The organism is Bacillus sp. AFS055030 (genome assembly GCF_002574545.1).
In the GTDB taxonomy this organism is placed as follows: Bacteria; Bacillota; Bacilli; order Bacillales; family Bacillaceae_G; genus Gottfriedia.
In genome coordinates this window covers 77636-95191 of sequence record NZ_NUGT01000006.1, presented here as the reverse complement: position 1 = coordinate 95191, position 17556 = coordinate 77636, and the positions used below count along the sequence as shown (strand labels likewise).

General features: G+C 32.4%; 20 protein-coding genes and 1 other annotated feature. Of the genes, 14 read left to right on the top strand and 6 right to left on the bottom strand.

Going from position 1 to position 17556, the window contains the following annotated elements; genetic code table 11:
- Window positions 1-35 precede the first annotated feature (35 nt).
- The gene (locus CN925_RS02165) at window positions 36-887 is read left to right on the top strand and encodes a YitT family protein (protein WP_286138237.1); all 852 of its coding nucleotides are present in this window, start codon (window positions 36-38) and stop codon (window positions 885-887) included.
- Between the two features lie 199 nt (window positions 888-1086).
- On the opposite strand, the gene CN925_RS02160 is transcribed toward CN925_RS02165, so the two are convergent.
- The gene (locus CN925_RS02160; RefSeq protein WP_098844285.1) at window positions 1087-1215 is read right to left on the bottom strand and encodes a DUF3941 domain-containing protein; all 129 of its coding nucleotides are present in this window, start codon (window positions 1213-1215) and stop codon (window positions 1087-1089) included.
- A 217-nt stretch (window positions 1216-1432) separates the two neighbouring features.
- On the opposite strand from CN925_RS02160, the gene CN925_RS02155 reads away from it, so the two are divergent.
- Together CN925_RS02155 and CN925_RS02150 are read left to right on the top strand one after the other, a co-directional pair.
- Entirely contained in the window at window positions 1433-2242 is an 810-nt protein-coding gene (locus tag CN925_RS02155) for a YitT family protein (RefSeq protein WP_286138240.1), read from the top strand.
- A 97-nt stretch (window positions 2243-2339) separates the two neighbouring features.
- Window positions 2340-2843 (top strand): BsuPI-related putative proteinase inhibitor, encoded by a 504-nt coding sequence (locus tag CN925_RS02150; protein WP_180232798.1) that lies wholly within the window; start codon window positions 2340-2342, stop codon window positions 2841-2843.
- Between the two features lie 59 nt (window positions 2844-2902).
- Here the strand turns inward: CN925_RS02150 and CN925_RS21170 are convergent, their stop codons facing one another.
- Both CN925_RS21170 and CN925_RS02145 read right to left on the bottom strand, forming a co-directional pair.
- Window positions 2903-3046 (bottom strand): hypothetical protein, encoded by a 144-nt coding sequence (locus CN925_RS21170; RefSeq protein ID WP_180232797.1) that lies wholly within the window; start codon window positions 3044-3046, stop codon window positions 2903-2905.
- A gap of 183 nt (window positions 3047-3229) precedes the next feature.
- A complete protein-coding gene (locus CN925_RS02145; protein ID WP_098844276.1) occupies window positions 3230-4042 on the bottom strand; it encodes a Cof-type HAD-IIB family hydrolase in 813 nt (270 codons plus the stop codon).
- A gap of 152 nt (window positions 4043-4194) precedes the next feature.
- Here CN925_RS02145 and CN925_RS02140 point away from each other — a divergent pair, with 152 nt between their 5' ends.
- Window positions 4195-4377, top strand: a complete 183-nt coding sequence (locus CN925_RS02140) for a YjzC family protein (protein ID WP_098844273.1) — start codon at window positions 4195-4197, stop codon at window positions 4375-4377.
- A gap of 239 nt (window positions 4378-4616) precedes the next feature.
- On the opposite strand, the gene CN925_RS02135 is transcribed toward CN925_RS02140, so the two are convergent.
- Complete coding sequence (locus tag CN925_RS02135) at window positions 4617-4805, bottom strand: YjzD family protein (protein ID WP_069032973.1); 189 nt, start codon at window positions 4803-4805, stop codon at window positions 4617-4619.
- 164 nt (window positions 4806-4969) lie between these two features.
- Here CN925_RS02135 and CN925_RS02130 point away from each other — a divergent pair, with 164 nt between their 5' ends.
- The 6 genes from CN925_RS02130 to CN925_RS02105 all read left to right on the top strand — a co-directional run bounded on the left by CN925_RS02130 (window position 4970) and on the right by CN925_RS02105 (window position 10913).
- The gene (locus CN925_RS02130) at window positions 4970-5695 is read left to right on the top strand and encodes an alpha/beta hydrolase (RefSeq protein ID WP_098844270.1); all 726 of its coding nucleotides are present in this window, start codon (window positions 4970-4972) and stop codon (window positions 5693-5695) included.
- 32 nt (window positions 5696-5727) lie between these two features.
- Window positions 5728-6534, top strand: coding sequence for a hypothetical protein (locus CN925_RS02125; protein WP_098844267.1), 807 nt, complete (start codon window positions 5728-5730; stop codon window positions 6532-6534).
- Between the two features lie 280 nt (window positions 6535-6814).
- Window positions 6815-7750, top strand: coding sequence for a beta-ketoacyl-ACP synthase III (locus CN925_RS02120; protein WP_098844264.1), 936 nt, complete (start codon window positions 6815-6817; stop codon window positions 7748-7750).
- 26 nt (window positions 7751-7776) lie between these two features.
- Window positions 7777-9015, top strand: a complete 1239-nt coding sequence (gene fabF / locus CN925_RS02115) for a beta-ketoacyl-ACP synthase II (protein ID WP_098844261.1) — start codon at window positions 7777-7779, stop codon at window positions 9013-9015.
- Window positions 9016-9158: 143 nt separating this feature from the next.
- Complete coding sequence (locus CN925_RS02110) at window positions 9159-9938, top strand: DUF2268 domain-containing putative Zn-dependent protease (protein WP_098844258.1); 780 nt, start codon at window positions 9159-9161, stop codon at window positions 9936-9938.
- Window positions 9939-10160: 222 nt separating this feature from the next.
- Entirely contained in the window at window positions 10161-10913 is a 753-nt protein-coding gene (locus tag CN925_RS02105) for a YjbA family protein (RefSeq protein ID WP_098844255.1), read from the top strand.
- Between the two features lie 160 nt (window positions 10914-11073).
- Here CN925_RS02105 and trpS read toward each other — a convergent pair whose 3' ends face one another.
- Both trpS and CN925_RS02095 read right to left on the bottom strand, forming a co-directional pair.
- Complete coding sequence (trpS, locus tag CN925_RS02100; protein ID WP_098844252.1) at window positions 11074-12072, bottom strand: tryptophan--tRNA ligase; 999 nt, start codon at window positions 12070-12072, stop codon at window positions 11074-11076.
- Window positions 12073-12129: 57 nt separating this feature from the next.
- Window positions 12130-12358, bottom strand: a binding site (T-box leader).
- 58 nt (window positions 12359-12416) lie between these two features.
- Complete coding sequence (locus CN925_RS02095; RefSeq protein ID WP_098844249.1) at window positions 12417-12791, bottom strand: DUF3899 domain-containing protein; 375 nt, start codon at window positions 12789-12791, stop codon at window positions 12417-12419.
- A 790-nt stretch (window positions 12792-13581) separates the two neighbouring features.
- Here CN925_RS02095 and opp3b point away from each other — a divergent pair.
- From opp3b to CN925_RS02075, 4 genes are read left to right on the top strand one after another with little or no spacing between them, the layout of a single operon-like run.
- Entirely contained in the window at window positions 13582-14508 is a 927-nt protein-coding gene (gene opp3b / locus CN925_RS02090) for an oligopeptide ABC transporter permease (protein ID WP_098844246.1), read from the top strand.
- 3 nt (window positions 14509-14511) lie between these two features.
- The gene (gene opp3C, locus CN925_RS02085; protein WP_098844244.1) at window positions 14512-15534 is read left to right on the top strand and encodes an oligopeptide ABC transporter permease; all 1023 of its coding nucleotides are present in this window, start codon (window positions 14512-14514) and stop codon (window positions 15532-15534) included.
- A gap of 20 nt (window positions 15535-15554) precedes the next feature.
- Entirely contained in the window at window positions 15555-16604 is a 1050-nt protein-coding gene (locus CN925_RS02080; protein ID WP_098844241.1) for an ABC transporter ATP-binding protein, read from the top strand.
- Window positions 16594-17529 carry an ABC transporter ATP-binding protein gene (locus tag CN925_RS02075; RefSeq protein ID WP_098844238.1) on the top strand — a complete coding sequence of 312 codons (936 nt, stop codon included), beginning with the start codon at window positions 16594-16596 and terminating at the stop codon, window positions 17527-17529. The genes CN925_RS02080 and CN925_RS02075 overlap by 11 nt, the downstream gene beginning before the upstream one ends.
- The last annotated feature ends 27 nt before the right edge of the window (window positions 17530-17556 follow it).

The window sequence follows — 17556 nt, the reverse complement described above, 5'->3', positions numbered from 1 at the left end:
CATACTAAACATATGAATGTTTAGGAGGCTTGTAGGTGAATGACAAAAAAGAATTGTTCATAAAAGTTCTTGTAGTAATATTTGGTGCATTTTTGAACGCATTTGCAATGAATTGTTTTTTAATTCCTGTCAGTGTTTATTCAACTGGTTTTTCTGGTTTAGCTCAATTACTTACTAATTTATTAAATGATTTTACACCTTTTTCGGCATCTACTGGTATTTTACTTGCGATATTAAATATCCCTGTCATCATTTTAGCGTGGAAAAAAATTGGCCCATCCTTTACGTATTTTACGATTTTAAGCGTTGGAATCACGACGTTATTTTTAGAAGTAATTCCAGTAACGCCTCTGTTCTCAAAAGATATTTTATTAAACGCAGTATTCGGTGGGCTAATAGTAGCAGTTGGGATTGGTTATACATTAAAGTATGGTGCTTCAACTGGCGGGTTAGATATAGTTGCTTTAGTATTATCACGTTCGAAAGGAAAACCAGTAGGTACATACTTTTTCCTGTTTAATGCGTTAATTATATTAACAGCAGGCTATATATATGGAATGGAAAAGGCACTTTATACATTAATTAACCTATATGTAACGTCAAGATTCATTGATGCAATTCATACTAGTCATATTAAAGTAACTGCCTTTATTGTAACGACAAAAGGCGATGAATTGCGTAAAGAAATCCATTCGAAGCTAGTGCGAGGAATTACTGCCATCAATGCAAAAGGTGCTTTTACGAATCAAGATAAACAAATTTTAATGATGGTGTTATCTCGTTATGAACTTTACCATCTATCGAAAGTCATAAAATCAGTAGATGAAAAGGCTTTTACAAATATTGTTCAAACGATTGATGTGTTTGGAGAATTTAGGAAGTTTTAAGAGTAGAATCTAGAAAGTGAAAATTAAAAAAACTGTTCAACTTTTACCAGCATTAATGGTGAAGTTGGACAGTTTTATTTTTTTGAATCTTATTAATAATAAGGCTTTTTCAAGTTTAGAAAGTTCTTATTGTCTTTCAGAAAGATTTAAATATACTTAAACTATTGGATGAAAATTTACATGTTTTTTAATCAAAATATTAAAGATGATCGACACTTTTAGAAAAAGATTTTTTACCTGCTTGTGCATTTTTTCTTTCTTGTTCATTTTTCTTTTCTCTTATAGCGTTATTATCTTTTGCTTTTTTGTCATTATCACTTGTAGGCATGTTTTAAGCTCCTTTATAAGAAATGATAATGTTAGGTTTGCCTTTATCACTTTAATTATGTATGAGTTCGTTTTACATTTGGCTTTTGTTAAACAAGTATGAATTTTTTACAGTGGCAATTTTTTTAATAGAGAGAAGTTTTATTTTTTGTTTTTTTGAGGAGGAAGCAGAGTTGGTGGAAAGAAATAAAGAGCTTTTATTTAAGCTGATTGTAGTAATGATTGGTGGTTTCTTAAATGCGTTTGCAATGAATTGTTTTTTAATCCCTGCTAATGTTTATTCAAGTGGTTTTGCAGGTCTAGCGCAGTTACTTTCAAATATTATTACTGACTACACTCCGTTTACAGCAACGACGGGGATTCTTTTAGCGTTATTAAATATTCCTGTTATCGTCTTAGCATGGAAAAAAGTTGGACGTTCCTTTACGTATTTTAGTTTCTTTAGTGTAGGGATTATGACATTATTTTTGGAAATCTTACCTGTTAAACCGATTTTTTCTGATGATATTCTTCTTAATGCAGTTTTTGGTGGCTTAATTGCTGCGATTGGAATTGGAATGACATTAAAATTTGGCGGATCTACAGGTGGGTTAGATATTATCGCCTTAGTACTTTCAAAATCAAAAGGGAAACCAGTTGGAACCTATTTCTTTTTGTTTAATGCAATAATTATCATTACAGCTGGCCAGTTATATGGTATGGAAAAAGCTCTTTATACTTTAATCAATTTATATGTTACTACTCGTGTGATCGATAGTGTTCATACTAGTCACGTTAAGCTAACAGCAATGATTATCACAACAAAGGGTGAAGAACTTAGAAAAGAAATTCATGCGAAACTCGTACGAGGAATTACGCAAATGAATGCTACTGGAGCATTTACTAAGCAAGATAAAGATATCCTAATGATTGTATTATCACGTTATGAATTATATGATTTGGAAAGAATTATAAAAAGGGTAGATCCAAAAGCCTTTACGAATGTAGTGCAAACCGTTGATGTGTTAGGGGAATTTAGAAAGATTTAAATAGATCAAGACTAGCAAAAAGTTTTATTTGCTAGTCTTTTTTGTTGTCAGCTTTTTGGTATAATTTAGGAAGGAAATGAAAAAGGAGGGGATTGTTTTGAAAAAGAGAACGATTCTACTATTAGTTTGTTCATTGCTTCTTTCTGGTTGTGGTGCAAAAAGTGAAAAAGAAATAAAACCAACACCAAATACAAAAGAAACGGTAGGTCAAATTAATGAATTTGACGTTGAAAAGCTTTCACCAACACTTGAAATTACAAAAGCTAACGGGCTTGTAAAGATGAAATATTCATTACTTAATGATAATAAAATCCCTGCAAATTTTATATTCCCTTCATCACAAACGGTTGATTTTACAATTAAAGATGAGAGTGGACAAGTAGTTTATCAATCATCTCGAGAAATGGTTTATGCACAGGTCATTACAAATGTTGCAGTTCCTGGTGGTAAAACACAAATTTGGGAAGAGCAAGTTAATTTTTTAAATAAAAAACTTCCACATGGAAATTACGAAATAACTGCAAATATCGTTGCATCAAAGGTTAATGAGAAGGATCTTAATGGGGAAATAAAACCAGTTATTCAAACAGTTGCTTACTAGTAAATAAAAACAACCAAAGGATTATTCCAATGGTTGTTTTTTGTTTTTAATGCTTTAAATTAAGCATTAAAGCTTTGGCTATGATTAGCTTTTCGCTCTTCTGCTTCAGCTAATGTAAAGTGATAAGGGAATTTTTCAGAGTACTTTGTAACAGAATCAGAACTTTGTTGAATAAAGCGCTTAGACTTATTACTTTTGCCCATCGTGATTCCCTCCTAAATAGGAAAGCTTTTTGTTTTGACTTCTTAAGAATTTCCAATAGTAATTGATCAAAATCAAAAAGTGGATAATCCATTTGGTGAAGTCCTTTATAGAATGCACCAATAGCAAATTGTTATAAGTGGTTATTATTAGGTATCTTTGAAATTAATGACAAAGCCAAATTATCATTTTAAGTTAAAAAAATCTTCAAGGAAAATCGCGATTCCATCTTCTTGATTAGATAATGTTGTATGATTTGCAATATTCTTTAATTGATGGATTGCATTCCCCATTGCAACACCTTGACCCGCATATTCAATCATTTCTAAATCATTATCCTCATCCCCAAAAGCAATAATGTTTTTTCGGGGTATATTATAGTAAGATGCTACTTTTTGTAGACCTATTGCCTTATTCATACCTGCTTTAACAATTTCGATGATATGATGAGGTGCTGCCCAGCGACGGTGATCAATGACTTCTGCGTGGACATTAGATAGGTGCTCACGAATACTTGTCACATGAGACTCTTCACTATCGATTAGAAGACATGTTGGAGCTTGCGTAAGATTTATAACTAAATCTCCATGGATTATATCTTCTTTTAAATAGTGAAAAAGTGGGAGAATCTCCTCTTCGTGTTTATCGGCGTAAACATCATCCATTACTTCAGCGTACATATTTTTTAATTCATACTCTCTACAAGAACTAATTACCTCTTTTGCCACTTCTAAAGGTAAAGATTCGTGATAAACTCCCCACGAATCATCAAGAGGGTGATGAACATAAGCACCATTAAAGTTTACAATTGGAGTTGTGAGCTTTAATTGGTCATAATACATTTTACTAGCTCTAAAAGGTCTACCGGTTGAAATGCATACTTCGTGACCCTGATTTTTTAACTGTTGGTTCACTTTTAAAGTACGTTCAGATATCGTTTTTTCATCCGTTAATAAGGTGCCGTCTAAATCTAGTGCAATTAAGTGTTTTGTTTTCATCTTCATCACCTTTTATTTTTTAATGTTAATCTTTTTAAGAAAAAATATTATTGGATAATAAGCCAATAATTACTAATGATACCATCTTTTTAAGCGGAAAAACTTTATTTTTAGAGGAACAATAAGAACCTAAATAGAAGGAGGAATGAATTATGGGTCAAGCACATCAATTTCGACCAGGCGACAAAGCACCAAATAATGGAGTATACGTGGAAATCGGTGAAACAGGAAGTAATGTAAATCACCCAAAACAAATTAAACTCCAAGCTGGAGAAGTTTTCCCAGATACACAAAACCATAACAGAAAGTGGACATATAAATCCAAATTTAAATAATTTTATTAACTTTAGAAATGTCATAGAACCAACAAATAAAAACTTAAAAAGAAATAAAAAAAAGCGCTTTCGATTAGTTGATCGAGGGCGCTTTTTTATACGATTACAATATACAAAATACTGAAGGTATTTATCAAAATTTTTGTATTTTATAAATCAACTAAACCTATAAATTGAAGACATATGTATATACCTACTTGAACGTTTTTGGGTGCTACAACATATGTTATATATAGATTTTAGTGGTGTTTTGCAACAGGTTCATTAGGGATTATTGCTTCGCTAAGAACTGAAATAGCTAATGATAATACTACAGCCATAACTGAAGCAGTTGTGAAATTATATTCTCCGCCAGTCATTGAACTTAAAACGTAAGCTCCCATTTGGCATAAAACAAAGCTCCAGAACAATGTCATAATAAAACGCACTTTAATCACTCCTATCTAGTTAGTTCTTATCATATTATATACCTAGAAATTTGATAATTGAAGTTATAATTAAAAAGTTTTAATTAAAAAAAGTAACTTAAGAATTTTTTTATACCTATTTTATAATTCCCCAAAAATACTACATTAATAATAAGGTGATAAGAATGCCTGTAACTGAGAGATTTTTTAAACAAGAGGATCAATATGCAGTTATTCATCTACCTATTAGACCGAATGGTTTCGGAGTACTCTATGTCGGTGGGAATACTCATTACGTAGATAATGCACATAGTTGCTTATTGCAGCATTTTGATAAAAGAAAGTTATTATCAACTTTAACAGATGAAGGATACACAGTATTCACTTCAAATTTGTATGGAAAAAATTGGGGTTCTGATGACGCTGTCGAATTAGCAGAAAGCTTATATCATTCAGTCATGAGAAAAGAAATTTTAAATCCATCTATTCATATAATTGGGGAAGGTACTGGAGCACTTGTTGTTTGTAAATTACTTGGCCTCTTAAAGGAAAAAGTAAGGAGTATTTCATTATTAAATCCTTCGTTGAATTTAAAAAATGAATTAGATTTAGAAAGAGAAAATAAACTGTTTTATAAAAGAACAGTTCATGAAATTTTGAAGGCATATAAAGCTTCAGACATATATATGGTTATAGATAGAGAATGTTTTTTTTATGAAACAATCTCACCAATTAAAATTTACACGACAACAAGAAATCATTATAAATGGAAAAGTGATATTAGACTTTTAGAAGAAGAACGACATAAAAATAATTTGCCGATTTCGATTTTGATTTCATTAGAAGAGAAAAAATTTGATTGTGGAAAAAACTTAATAAAGTTTTTAAAAAAATATCAGGATGTTTTGTAGTTATTATATTTTTTAAAAGAAGGAGGTTAATAATGAAAAGGTGTGCTGTTATTGGATCGAGTGGATTTATAGGATATGAGTTAGTTTGCCAACTAATGGAATATAATGATGTTTCAGCTGTTGTGATGGAAAAAGGAAATGAAAGTGATTTAATAAGTGAAGAAAAAATCTTCTCAATTGGAAGAAATGCAAGGGTCATCTTTTTGGATGAAGAGCAATTTTTATTAGAGAATGAGCAATATGATACCATTTTTATTTGTCATTTTTATGACGAATTAAAATTAAGGGGCACAATTAATCGTTTAGAGTTTACAGAAGAATTTTTTAATAAGATTATTAGCAAAAGCAAGGATATTATCTTTTTATTATCTACAAAAAAAGAATTAGCTGACTTAGAAAAAACTGTAAATGAATTGAGCAAAAATATAGATTGTACGATTACCTATATTGAAATTCCTTCTTTATATGGACCTTGGGAGCCATCCGCAGGCTTAGTACATGAATTAATTGTTCAAGACCTAGGAAAGAGAAATGATTCGATAAAAAACATATATGGTTCCAATGAAATTCTATTTGTTGAAGATGTAGGTAAAGCAATTCGAATTATTTCTGAGAAGGAATTAAAAGAACATAAATATATCATTACAGCAAAACAATGTATGTACTTACCAAAGGACGGAAATTTTACCGGATTACAAAATATGATTGATGGAATAAAGTTTTCTCAAATGAGAAACCATATAGATGCAACTCCTTTTGTTATTATTAATACAACTTCACTTGAGGACGGTATACAAAAGCAAAAACAGCAAATACAACAACATTTTCATCTTTATTAATGAATTGTATTCCGATCCGTATATTGAATGATAAAAAGGAAATAGTTCGTTTTTTGAACTATTTCCTTTTTTGTAGTAGAATACTATTCGTTTAAAAATTCTTCTCATTGGCTTTAAGATTCGTCCAATGAAAGGTATTCTCTTAGAAATATTTCATCTTTTTTACATAGCCTATCTTTTAAAAGATAAAAATGTAGACAAAGTACATATTATTTCATAAAATTAGTACCAGGTAATAATAAGAAGACATAAAAAATAAAAAAGTAAGGCGGGGATATTAATGAATGCTGGAATTTTAGGTATTGGCTCATACGTACCCGAAAAAAAATTAACGAATTATGATTTAGAACAAATGATGGACACTTCAGATGAGTGGATTGTTAGCCGTACAGGAATTAAAGAAAGAAGAATTGCTAGTGACGAACAAGATACTTCTGATTTAGCATATGAAGCTGCAGTAGAAGCGTTAAAGGATGCAGATGTAAAAGCTGAAGAACTTGACTTAATTTTAGTTGGAACTGTTACGCCAGATAAGTCGTTTCCATCAGTTGCATGTGTAATTCAAGAAAGACTAGGAGCTAAAAATGCTGCTGCGATGGATATTAGTGCTGCTTGTGCTGGATTTATTTATGGGGTTGTAACTGCAACTCAATTTGTAAAAACTGGTACATACAGTAGAATTCTAGTAATCGGAGCTGAAAAGTTAACTAAAATTGTTAACTGGGAAGATCGAAATACGGCAGTTTTATTTGGAGACGGTGCAGGAGCTGCGGTTATCGGTCCGGTAAGTGAAGGTAGAGGAATTCTTTCTTATGAATTAGGTGCAGACGGTACAGGTGGTAAACATCTTTATAAAGGTGGAGATCACTTAGTAATGAATGGACGAGAAGTATTTAAATTTGCAGTTCGTCAAATGGGAGATTCTTGTGAAAATGTATTAAAATTAGCAGGATTAACTAAAGAAGAAGTGGATTTCTTAATTCCACACCAAGCGAATACTCGTATAATGGACGCAGCAAGAGAAAGATTACAACTTCCTAAAGAAAAAATGAGTGTAATTATTGATCGTCATGGTAATACATCTTCATCTTCAATTCCAATTGCATTAGTTGAAGAATATAAAAAAGGTAATGTTAAAGAAGACGATGTATTAGTATTAGTTGGATTTGGCGGCGGATTAACTTGGGGTGCAATAGCACTTCGATTCGGAAGATAATCTAATTGAAGGAGGATTTTTTTGATATGAAAAAACGAGTTGTTATTACAGGTTTAGGTGCAGTATCACCTATTGGTAATGATATAAATACAGTATGGGAAAATTTAATGAATGGAAAGAGTGGAATTGGTGTTCTAACTCGTAAAAATCCTGATGATTTCCCTGTTAAAGTTGCGGGAGAAGTAAAAGACTTTGATCCTGAAAAATATATTGATAAAAAAGAATTAAAACGTATGGACCGTTTTACTCACTATGCAATTGCAGCTTCAAAAATGGCTTTAGAAGATGCAAACTTTACGATTGATGAAGAAATTGCTCCAAAAGTTGGTGTTTGGATTGGTTCTGGTATCGGTGGTATGGAAACATATGAAGAACAGTTTAATACTTTCAAAACAAAAGGTGCTCGTCGAGTAAGCCCATTCTTTATTCCAATGCTAATCCCTGATATGGCATCTGGACAAGTATCTATTCTAACAGGTGCTAAAGGTCCAAACGGTTGTACAGTTACAGCTTGTGCTTCTGGTGCAAGTTCAATTGGTGATGCATTTAAAATTATTCAACGTGGCGATGCTGTTGCAATGATTACTGGTGGCGCAGAAGCACCAATTACTGATATGGGTCTTGCTGGATTCTGTGCTGCGAGAGCTTTATCATTAAATCCAGATCCAGAGAAAGCATGTCGTCCATTTGATAATGCTCGTGATGGCTTTATTATTGGTGAAGGTGCTGGTATCGTATTCCTTGAGGAATTAGAGCACGCATTAGCTCGTGGAGCAAAGATTTATGCTGAAATCGTTGGATACGGAACAACTGGTGATGCACACCACATTACAGCACCAGCTCCAGGCGGAGAAGGTGGCGCACGTGCAATGAGAATGGCACTTGATGATGCTGGTTTATCAATTGAGGATATTAACTACATTAATGCACATGGAACAAGTACTGAATTAAATGATAAATTTGAAACGATGGCAATTAAAGAAGTATTTGGTGAACATGCATACAATGTACCAATTAGCTCAACGAAATCTATGACTGGTCATATGTTAGGGGCAGCTGGCGGAATTGAAGCAATTATTACAGCATTAACAATCCATAACAAAGTAATTGCTCCAACAATTAATCATCAAGAAACTGATAGCGAATGTGATTTAGATTATGTTCCAAATGTTGCGAGACCGTATAATGTAAAAGCAGCAATTTCTAATTCATTAGGATTTGGTGGACATAATGTAACTTTAGCGTTTAAAGAATTCACTAAATAAGTTTGAAATCATTTTTATATCGTTTAACAACTAGCTTAGGTCCTTACCTAAGCTTTTTTTATTAGAAGTTATAATGAAAAAAGGTAACTTTCACTAGTTAATTATCATACTTTATAGTAAATTGAGGTGATTAACTTGGGATAATGCCAACTTATAAATGGGTTGATTTTATTGAAGATAAACAAGCGGTAATGAAAAAACTTTTACCATATTTTCCGAAATTTAATGAGGAGAGTTTATATAAATATCTTCTTTCCCACGGTTTATCGAGGCTTTCAATCTTAAGTAAAGATGACTTGAAACAACTAGATGAAAAAGGTATATGGAAAAGCCTTTCGGAAGAGTTTGAGAAGTTAAAAAGAGAGTTTAATGGACCTGACCTACCTATTTTTATTTTTCCTTGTCATAGAACGAGAAATATGTTTTTAAACACGACTTACCAAAGGGGCGGACTCGCACATAAAAATTGTATTTGTTTATTTTTGTCTCCTTTAGAAGGAATTTTACAACATAAAGCAGTATTATTACATGAGTATCATCATATTGTAAGATTGACAAAGTTATATAAAAACAAAAAGGTCACATTACTTGATGCAATGATTTTAGAAGGTTTAGCTGAAACTGCAGTTTTAGATAAGTATGGAGAAGCAGTTCAGGCACCATGGACAAAGCAATATTCTTCCAAGCAATGTGAATTATATTATAAAAAATATTTAATTGATAAACTTGATATAACAAGTAATGATGATAATTTTTCCAAATACTTGTATGGTGGGAAAGAAATTCCAAAATTATTGGGTTACAGTGTCGGATATGACATTGTTAAAAGTTGTACAGAGCAAACAGAATGGTCAACTGATGTCCTTTTACGAACGCCAAGTAAAAAGATTAAGGAAAATGCAATACATTATATTTCGATTTGAATGCAAACGATTCTACCGGAGTGGATTATTAGATTGTATAGAATGTATGGCTTAGTATTTATGGATTAGAGAAGCTTAAAATCTGTAATATTTTAATGATTTATTGACGATATTTCATTCAGTTTGTTAAACACTTTTTGTAATTCAGTGGAAAATGGAATAAATTAGTGAATCACTGACCATACTGAAAGTTACATACAGTTGTGAAGTGAGGGGTAGTAAATGTTGTATTTACATGATGTATGGGTCAATTGGTTTGAAGGTGAAGAAAATGGTTACAATGTCTGTCATTTTTTTGAATGGAGAAAAGATGATAGTGTTGAATTATTAGACCAAGTTCCAGTCATTAAGGTTACTCCAGAGTTATATCAGTATATTGAAAATGAACTATTAGAGCTTCCATCAGGTCTATTAACTGAAGTGTTTCAAAAGTCCTATGTAAGAAAGAATCATGAGCGAATTCAGCTAGATTATTGCTTTGTAGTAACTGACGGTAATGGTATTATAGCGGTTGACACAATTGGGTATAATATCCCAATTCGAAAAAGTCGTTTAATACCAAGGCAAGAACAAATGGTGTATGATATGACAGCTGAGATTGAAGTAAGTCACTATAATCTTCAAAACATCGTCAATGATGACACAAAAGAACATCATATTCTGTCACCTTCGCCAATTATTATGAGCGGACTCACAAGAAAAGAAAGACAACTAAAGCAGTTATTATTTATGGCGTTAGATCAACTGCATTCATCAAAAAATCCTTCGGAGATTCGATATTGGTACACTGAGTGGAATCCAAGTTCTTATCAACAAATTCAGGATTTGTCATTTGAGGATATATGGTCCCAATTATATGATGAAATTAAATGTGGATGGTCAGAGCGACATGAGCAATTATGCGGAAGAATCGTAAAAGGTCAACCATTCTTTGAAAAACTATGGGAAATGGAACACGAACAAAAAGTAAATTAAAAGAGGTTATTTAAAATAGCCTCTAAGCAAAAAAGACCCACAAGGTGATTAGATCAGCCCTGTGGGTTTTTTTTATTACTTGACTAAATGAAAGGTGTCTCTAAAGTTCTATCACTTTTTAAGACACCGATCACTTTTTTTACTTTACGTAAAACCAAGATTATTTTTTTCGCTTGCGTCCTAGTCCCATAGCATTTTCCATTTTTTTAATCATTTTATTGGCAACGGCATTTGCTTTTTGTGCTCCTGCATCTAAAATATCATCTAATTCAGTCGATGAAATAATTTCTTTATAGCGTTCTTGTAATGGACGTAAACCGTTTACTACTACATCTGCAACATCTTGTTTGAATTCTCCATAATTTTTACCAGCATATTTATTTTCCAATTCTTGAATTGTTTCACCAGTAAATGCTGAGTAAATGCTTAATAAATTTGAAATACCAGGCTTATTTTCTTTATCGTACTTAACTATGCCTTCTGAGTCAGTTACAGCACTTTTAATTTTCTTTTCAATTACTTTAGGCTCATCTAAAACAAAAATTGTAGCTTTTTGATTTTCATCAGATTTACTCATTTTTTTAGTAGGATCAGCTAAACTCATAATTCTAGCAGCGTCTTTACTAATTCTAACTTCAGGGATCGTAAAGATATCATTATATTTCTTATTAAAGCGTTCTGCTAGGTCACGAGTAAGCTCTAGATGTTGCTTTTGGTCATCTCCTACTGGAACTAAGTGAGTACCGTATAAAAGTATATCAGCGGCCATTAAAGGTGGGTAAGTTAATAAAGCAGCAGATACGCCATCTTTACCAGATGATTTATCTTTAAACTGTGTCATACGTTCTAATTCACCGATATAAGATACACATTGCATCATCCATCCTGCTTGTGCATGGGCAGGTACTTCTGATTGGATAAAAATAGTTGATTTTTCTGGGTCTAATCCTGCAGCAACGTAAATTGCCGATAGACTTTGGATGTTTTTTCGTAAAGCTAGTCTGTCTTGCGGTACTGTTATCGCATGTTGATCAACAATACAGAAATAACAGTTATAATCATTTTGTAATTCAATGAATTGTTTTACCGCACCTAAATAGTTACCTAAAGTTATACCTCCAGATGATGTTGGTTGAATTCCACTAAAAATAGTTTGCATCTTAAAAATCCTCCTAAAAAAAGCTAAAATAAAAAAAGCGGCATAATCTCTCTACTACATAGAGACGATTAAACCGCGGTACCACTCTAGTTATTCCAAATAAGGAATCACTCATGCATGAATTCATGCTCTCATCTATCGTTTGAGTCACGTCGAAGCCTACTAATACTAGATGTTCGGTTCGAAGCTCAGAAGTCCATTCGACAGGGAGCATGACTTGTTTTCACCAACCACAAGCTCTCTTAACATGCTAAATCTGTGTACTACTCTTCATCATAGCTTATATATACTTTCTATAGATAATATCTTAATTATATTCAACTTTCAAGATGTTGATACATCATTTATTTAATAATCATAAAACTGAATAAAAAAGATAGGATAACTAATGTGATTGAAGCTCCCAGTAATGGTTTTGTAACTGAAAAATTATATCTTCTATAGATCATATCCTTCTTAACAGTAAGTGACTCATCTCCAGTCATTTCTGCCATCTGCTCGTCTCTCGTACCGAATACTTTACGCATTCCAAAGCGAGTGATATTAAAAAATCCACTTTGTACAATTAATAAAAAACCACTAATAACAAATAATGTTAGTCCAATATAGAATATTGCGTTTGTGAAATGAAGGAAAAAGTTTAAAGTTCCTTCGGTAAGAGAAATAATTGCTGCTAGTACTATGGTAGATAATACGACAATGATATAGTGTTTAGACATTTAATTTGTGATCCTCCTATTGGAAAGAATTATATATTGTAGACTTAATAATGCTATACTATAATAATAATGTAAACAGTTTCAACAAATCATTGTAAATATTTTTAAATTGTTAGCATTTTTAAGACAATTCCATCTATTTTTAATAAATAATTAAATTTATTTGTCAAAATTGTTGTAAAACTCTCATAAAAATGTATAATAAAATTTGTAGAAAATAATCGATACTTATCGAAAATTCTACTATAAAAATTCAGAATTGTATATTAACTTTCTGCGTTTTAACCTACATTTCTATAGCATCTTAGGGGGAATACATTATGGATTGCGAGATATGTTACGCTAAATAAATTTGATATATTGAAATTATAAATTAATCATTTCTTTTTTTACCAAATTTATGAATAAATATCTAAATAAGCTATTTTTTATAAGGGATTTAGAGCTCAACCTAAAAAGAAAAACGATTATAAATAATCTGTTTAGAATAATAATTTAGAATTTTCCAGTAAAAAAAATATTGACCAAAAGCTTCGTTGCGAATACGCTTACATTATTGGGAAAAAAGCTTAAGCAAAAATTTACACCATTTTACATGAAATGCAAAAAAAGGATTAAATGATTAAACCCATATTTGAGAATAATATGGACAAGTAGTTAGATCGATCGAAAAAATTATAATCAGTATTAAAGAGTATGTGGAAAGTTCCGAATACTCCATTTTTACAAAAAGAATTATCAAAAAATAAAAAAAATAAAATATTTTTTAAATTAATAGGGGGGTGCAGTTGTGGGACGTTACGTGCTACAGAGATTTATTTACATGTTTGTCACACTATTTTTAATTTGTACTGTTACATTTTTCTTAATGAAGTTGTTACCAGGTTCTCCATTAAAAAACCCAGAAAAATTAACACCAGATCAAAAACAAATTATCTTTGCTAAATTTGGGTTAGACAAGCCAGTACCTGTTCAATACGCAAAGTATATGGAGAATTTAGCTAAGGGAGATTTAGGAGTTTCATATAGATACGATAATCGTAAAGTAACTGATATGATTAAAACTCGTATTGGTCCATCAGCGCAATTAGGTGCTCAAGCATTATTATTAGGAACATTTATCGGATTAATCTTCGGTATCGTAGCAGCATTGAAAAATAATACAATATATGACTATGGTTCTACTGTTCTAGCAGTTTTAGGTATTTCGATTCCGTCATTCGTATTCGGGGCAATTTTACAGTATTACTTAGCTGTAAAATTACATTTGTTCCCGGTAGCATATTGGGAAAGCTTTAAATACACAATACTACCAACAATTGCATTATCAGTATTCGTTACAGCAACAGTAGCTCGATTCTCAAGAACTGAATTAATCGAAGTTATGAACTCAGAATATATCGTTACAGCAAAAGCAAAAGGTATTTCTCAAGTAGGCGTAATCGTAAAACACGCGCTACGAAACGCATTAATCCCAGTAATTACAATTTTAGGCCCAATGGCTGTAAACTTAATGACTGGTACATTAGTTATTGAAAATATGTTTGCTGTACCTGGACTAGGTTCTCAATTCGTTAACTCAATCCAAACAAATGACTATTCATTAATTATGGGTACAACAATTTTCTATAGTGCATTATTATTAATCGTAATTTTCCTAGTAGATATTTTATACGGTGTAATTGATCCACGTATCCGTTTAGCAGGAGGTAAATAAATAATGAACAACAACACAGCTCAAAAAATTTCATCTGATTTATTCCAACCTGCAAACGTAGATTTGAATAATGCAGATAAAATTTCAAGACCTTCGGATTCTTTCTGGAAAGATGCAAGAAGACGTTTTGTAAAAAACAAAGGTGCAATGTTAGGATTTATTATCCTTGGCATTTTATTAATCTTCACATTATTCGGTCCAATGATGAGTGGTCACTCGTATAAAGACCAAGACTTAAAAAGATCAAAACTACCACCAAAAATTGGTGTTTTAGAAAATGTAAAATTCCTACCATTTGACGGAATTGATCAATATGGAAACGATGTTTATAAAAACAAAAATATTAAAGAAAATTACTGGTTTGGTACTGATGATTTAGGTCGTGATATTTTCACAAGAACTTGGGCTGGTGCTCGAGTATCAATCCTAATCGGTTTATTAGCGGCAGTAATTGATATGGTAATTGGTGTTACTTTTGGAGGGATCTCAGGATTCTTTGGTGGTCGAACTGATACAATCATGCAGCGTATTGCCGAAGTATTAATGGGTGTTCCTTATTTAATCGTAGTAATCCTATTCATCTTAATATTTAAAAACCCGGGTATCCTTTCAATCGCACTAGCGATGGTAATCACAGGCTGGGTAGGTATGTCCCGAATCGTTCGTGGTCAAATGTTAAAATTAAAAAATCAAGAGTTCGTTTTAGCTTCAAGAACATTAGGTGCTACAAATACTCAATTAATTGCAAAACACTTAATTCCAAATATTATGGGTCCAATCATCGTAATGATGATGTTTACAATTCCAAGTGCAATCTTTGCTGAAGCATTCTTAAGCTTCATCGGTTTAGGTATTGCACCACCAAAAGCATCATTAGGATCTTTAGTAAGTGATGGTTTTAAATCATTACAAACTTTCCCTCATATGATGATTATTCCAGCGATTGTAATCAGTTTATTAATCTTAAGTTTCAACTTAATTGCTGACGGATTACGCGACGCTTTAGATCCAAAAATGAGTAAGTAATTTTGAAGGGAGAATGAACGATGAGTAAATTATTAGAAGTAAAAGATCTGTGTGTCTCCTTTTATACTCATGCTGGTGAAGTTCAAGCAGTACGCGGAGTTTCATTTGATCTTAAAAAAGGTGAGACATTAGCAATTGTAGGTGAATCTGGTTCAGGTAAATCAGTTACATCAAAAGCATTAATGGGGTTAATTCCAAACCCTCCAGGAAAAATTAAAAGCGGTGAAATCTTATTCGATGGAAAAGATTTAGCTAAATTAAGCGAAAAAGAAATGCAAAATATCCGTGGAAAAGAAATCTCAATGATTTTCCAAGATCCGATGACTTCTTTAAATCCAGTATTAACAATTGGATATCAAATAACAGAAGGTCTAATTAAGCACCAAAAAATGAGTAAAACTGAGGCAAAGAAAATTGCTTTAGAATTAATAAATCTTGTAGGTATTCCAAATGCTGAAGCTCGTTTTAAACAATATCCACACCAATTCTCAGGCGGTATGAGACAACGTGTTGTTATTGCGATGGCGTTAGCATGTAATCCGAAATTATTAATCGCCGATGAGCCAACAACAGCTCTTGACGTTACAATTCAAGCTCAAATTCTTGAGTTAATGAAAGATATTCAAAGAAAAACTGATTCAGCAATTATCTTTATTACACATGATTTAGGTGTAGTTGCAAACGTTGCTGATAAGGTTGCAGTTATGTATGCAGGTAGAGTAGTGGAAATGGGAACTGTAGACGATATTTTCTACAATCCAAAACATCCTTACACTTGGGGTCTTTTAGCTTCTATGCCAGATTTAGATAATGAACAAGGAGCAGAATTAGTAGCAATTCCTGGTACACCACCAGATCTATTAAATCCTCCAAAAGGTGATGCGTTTGCACCACGTAACCCAAATGCTTTAAAAATTGACTTTGAAATGGAACCTCCTATGTTTAAAGTGTCTGATACACACTACGCTGCAACATGGCTATTACATGAGGACGCTCCAAAAGTTGACCCACCTGAAGCCGTTATGAAGCGTATTCAACGAATGAAGGAAGGTGCAGTAAATGTCAAATAAAGTTGAAAAATTAGTTGAAGTTAAAAATTTAAAACAATACTTTACTACAGGGAAAACGACTGTTAAAGCAATCGACGATGTTACATTTGACATTTTCCGTGGAGAAACTTTCGGTTTAGTAGGTGAATCAGGTTCTGGTAAATCTACTACTGGACGCTCAATCATTCGTTTATATGATGCGACTGATGGACAAGTAATTTTCGATGGTGAAGATGTACATGGTAAGAAAAGTCGTAAAGAGTTAAAGCAGTTTAACCGTCGTATGCAAATGATTTTCCAAGATCCATACGCTTCACTAAACCCGCGTATGAAAGTAGCAGATATCATTGCAGAAGGTATTGATATTCATGGCTTAGCTCGTAACAGAGAAGAGCGAATGAAAATGGTTTATGACTTACTTGAAACAGTAGGTTTAAATAAAGAACACGCAAACCGTTTCCCACATGAATTCTCAGGTGGACAACGACAACGTATCGGTATTGCTAGAGCACTTGCTGTACAACCAGACTTTATTATCGCTGATGAGCCAATCTCAGCTCTTGACGTGTCAATCCAAGCTCAGGTTGTTAACTTAATGAGAAAGCTTCAAAAGGAAAAAGGTTTAACCTATTTATTTATCGCCCATGACTTATCAATGGTTAAGTACATTAGTGACCGTATCGGTGTAATGTACCACGGTAAAATTGTTGAACTTGCGGATAGTAATGAATTATATGATTACCCAATGCATCCGTACACAAAATCTTTATTATCAGCAATTCCGCTTCCAGATCCTGATTATGAGCGCAATCGTAAACGTATCGTTTATGATCCAAAACAACACGATTATTCAAACGAACAACCAAAATTACGTGAAGTTCGTCCTGGACATTTCGTACTTTGCTCTGAAGCAGAATTTAAAAATTATCAACAAATGTATAAATAATAAAAAATCCTAGTGAGTTTAGTCACT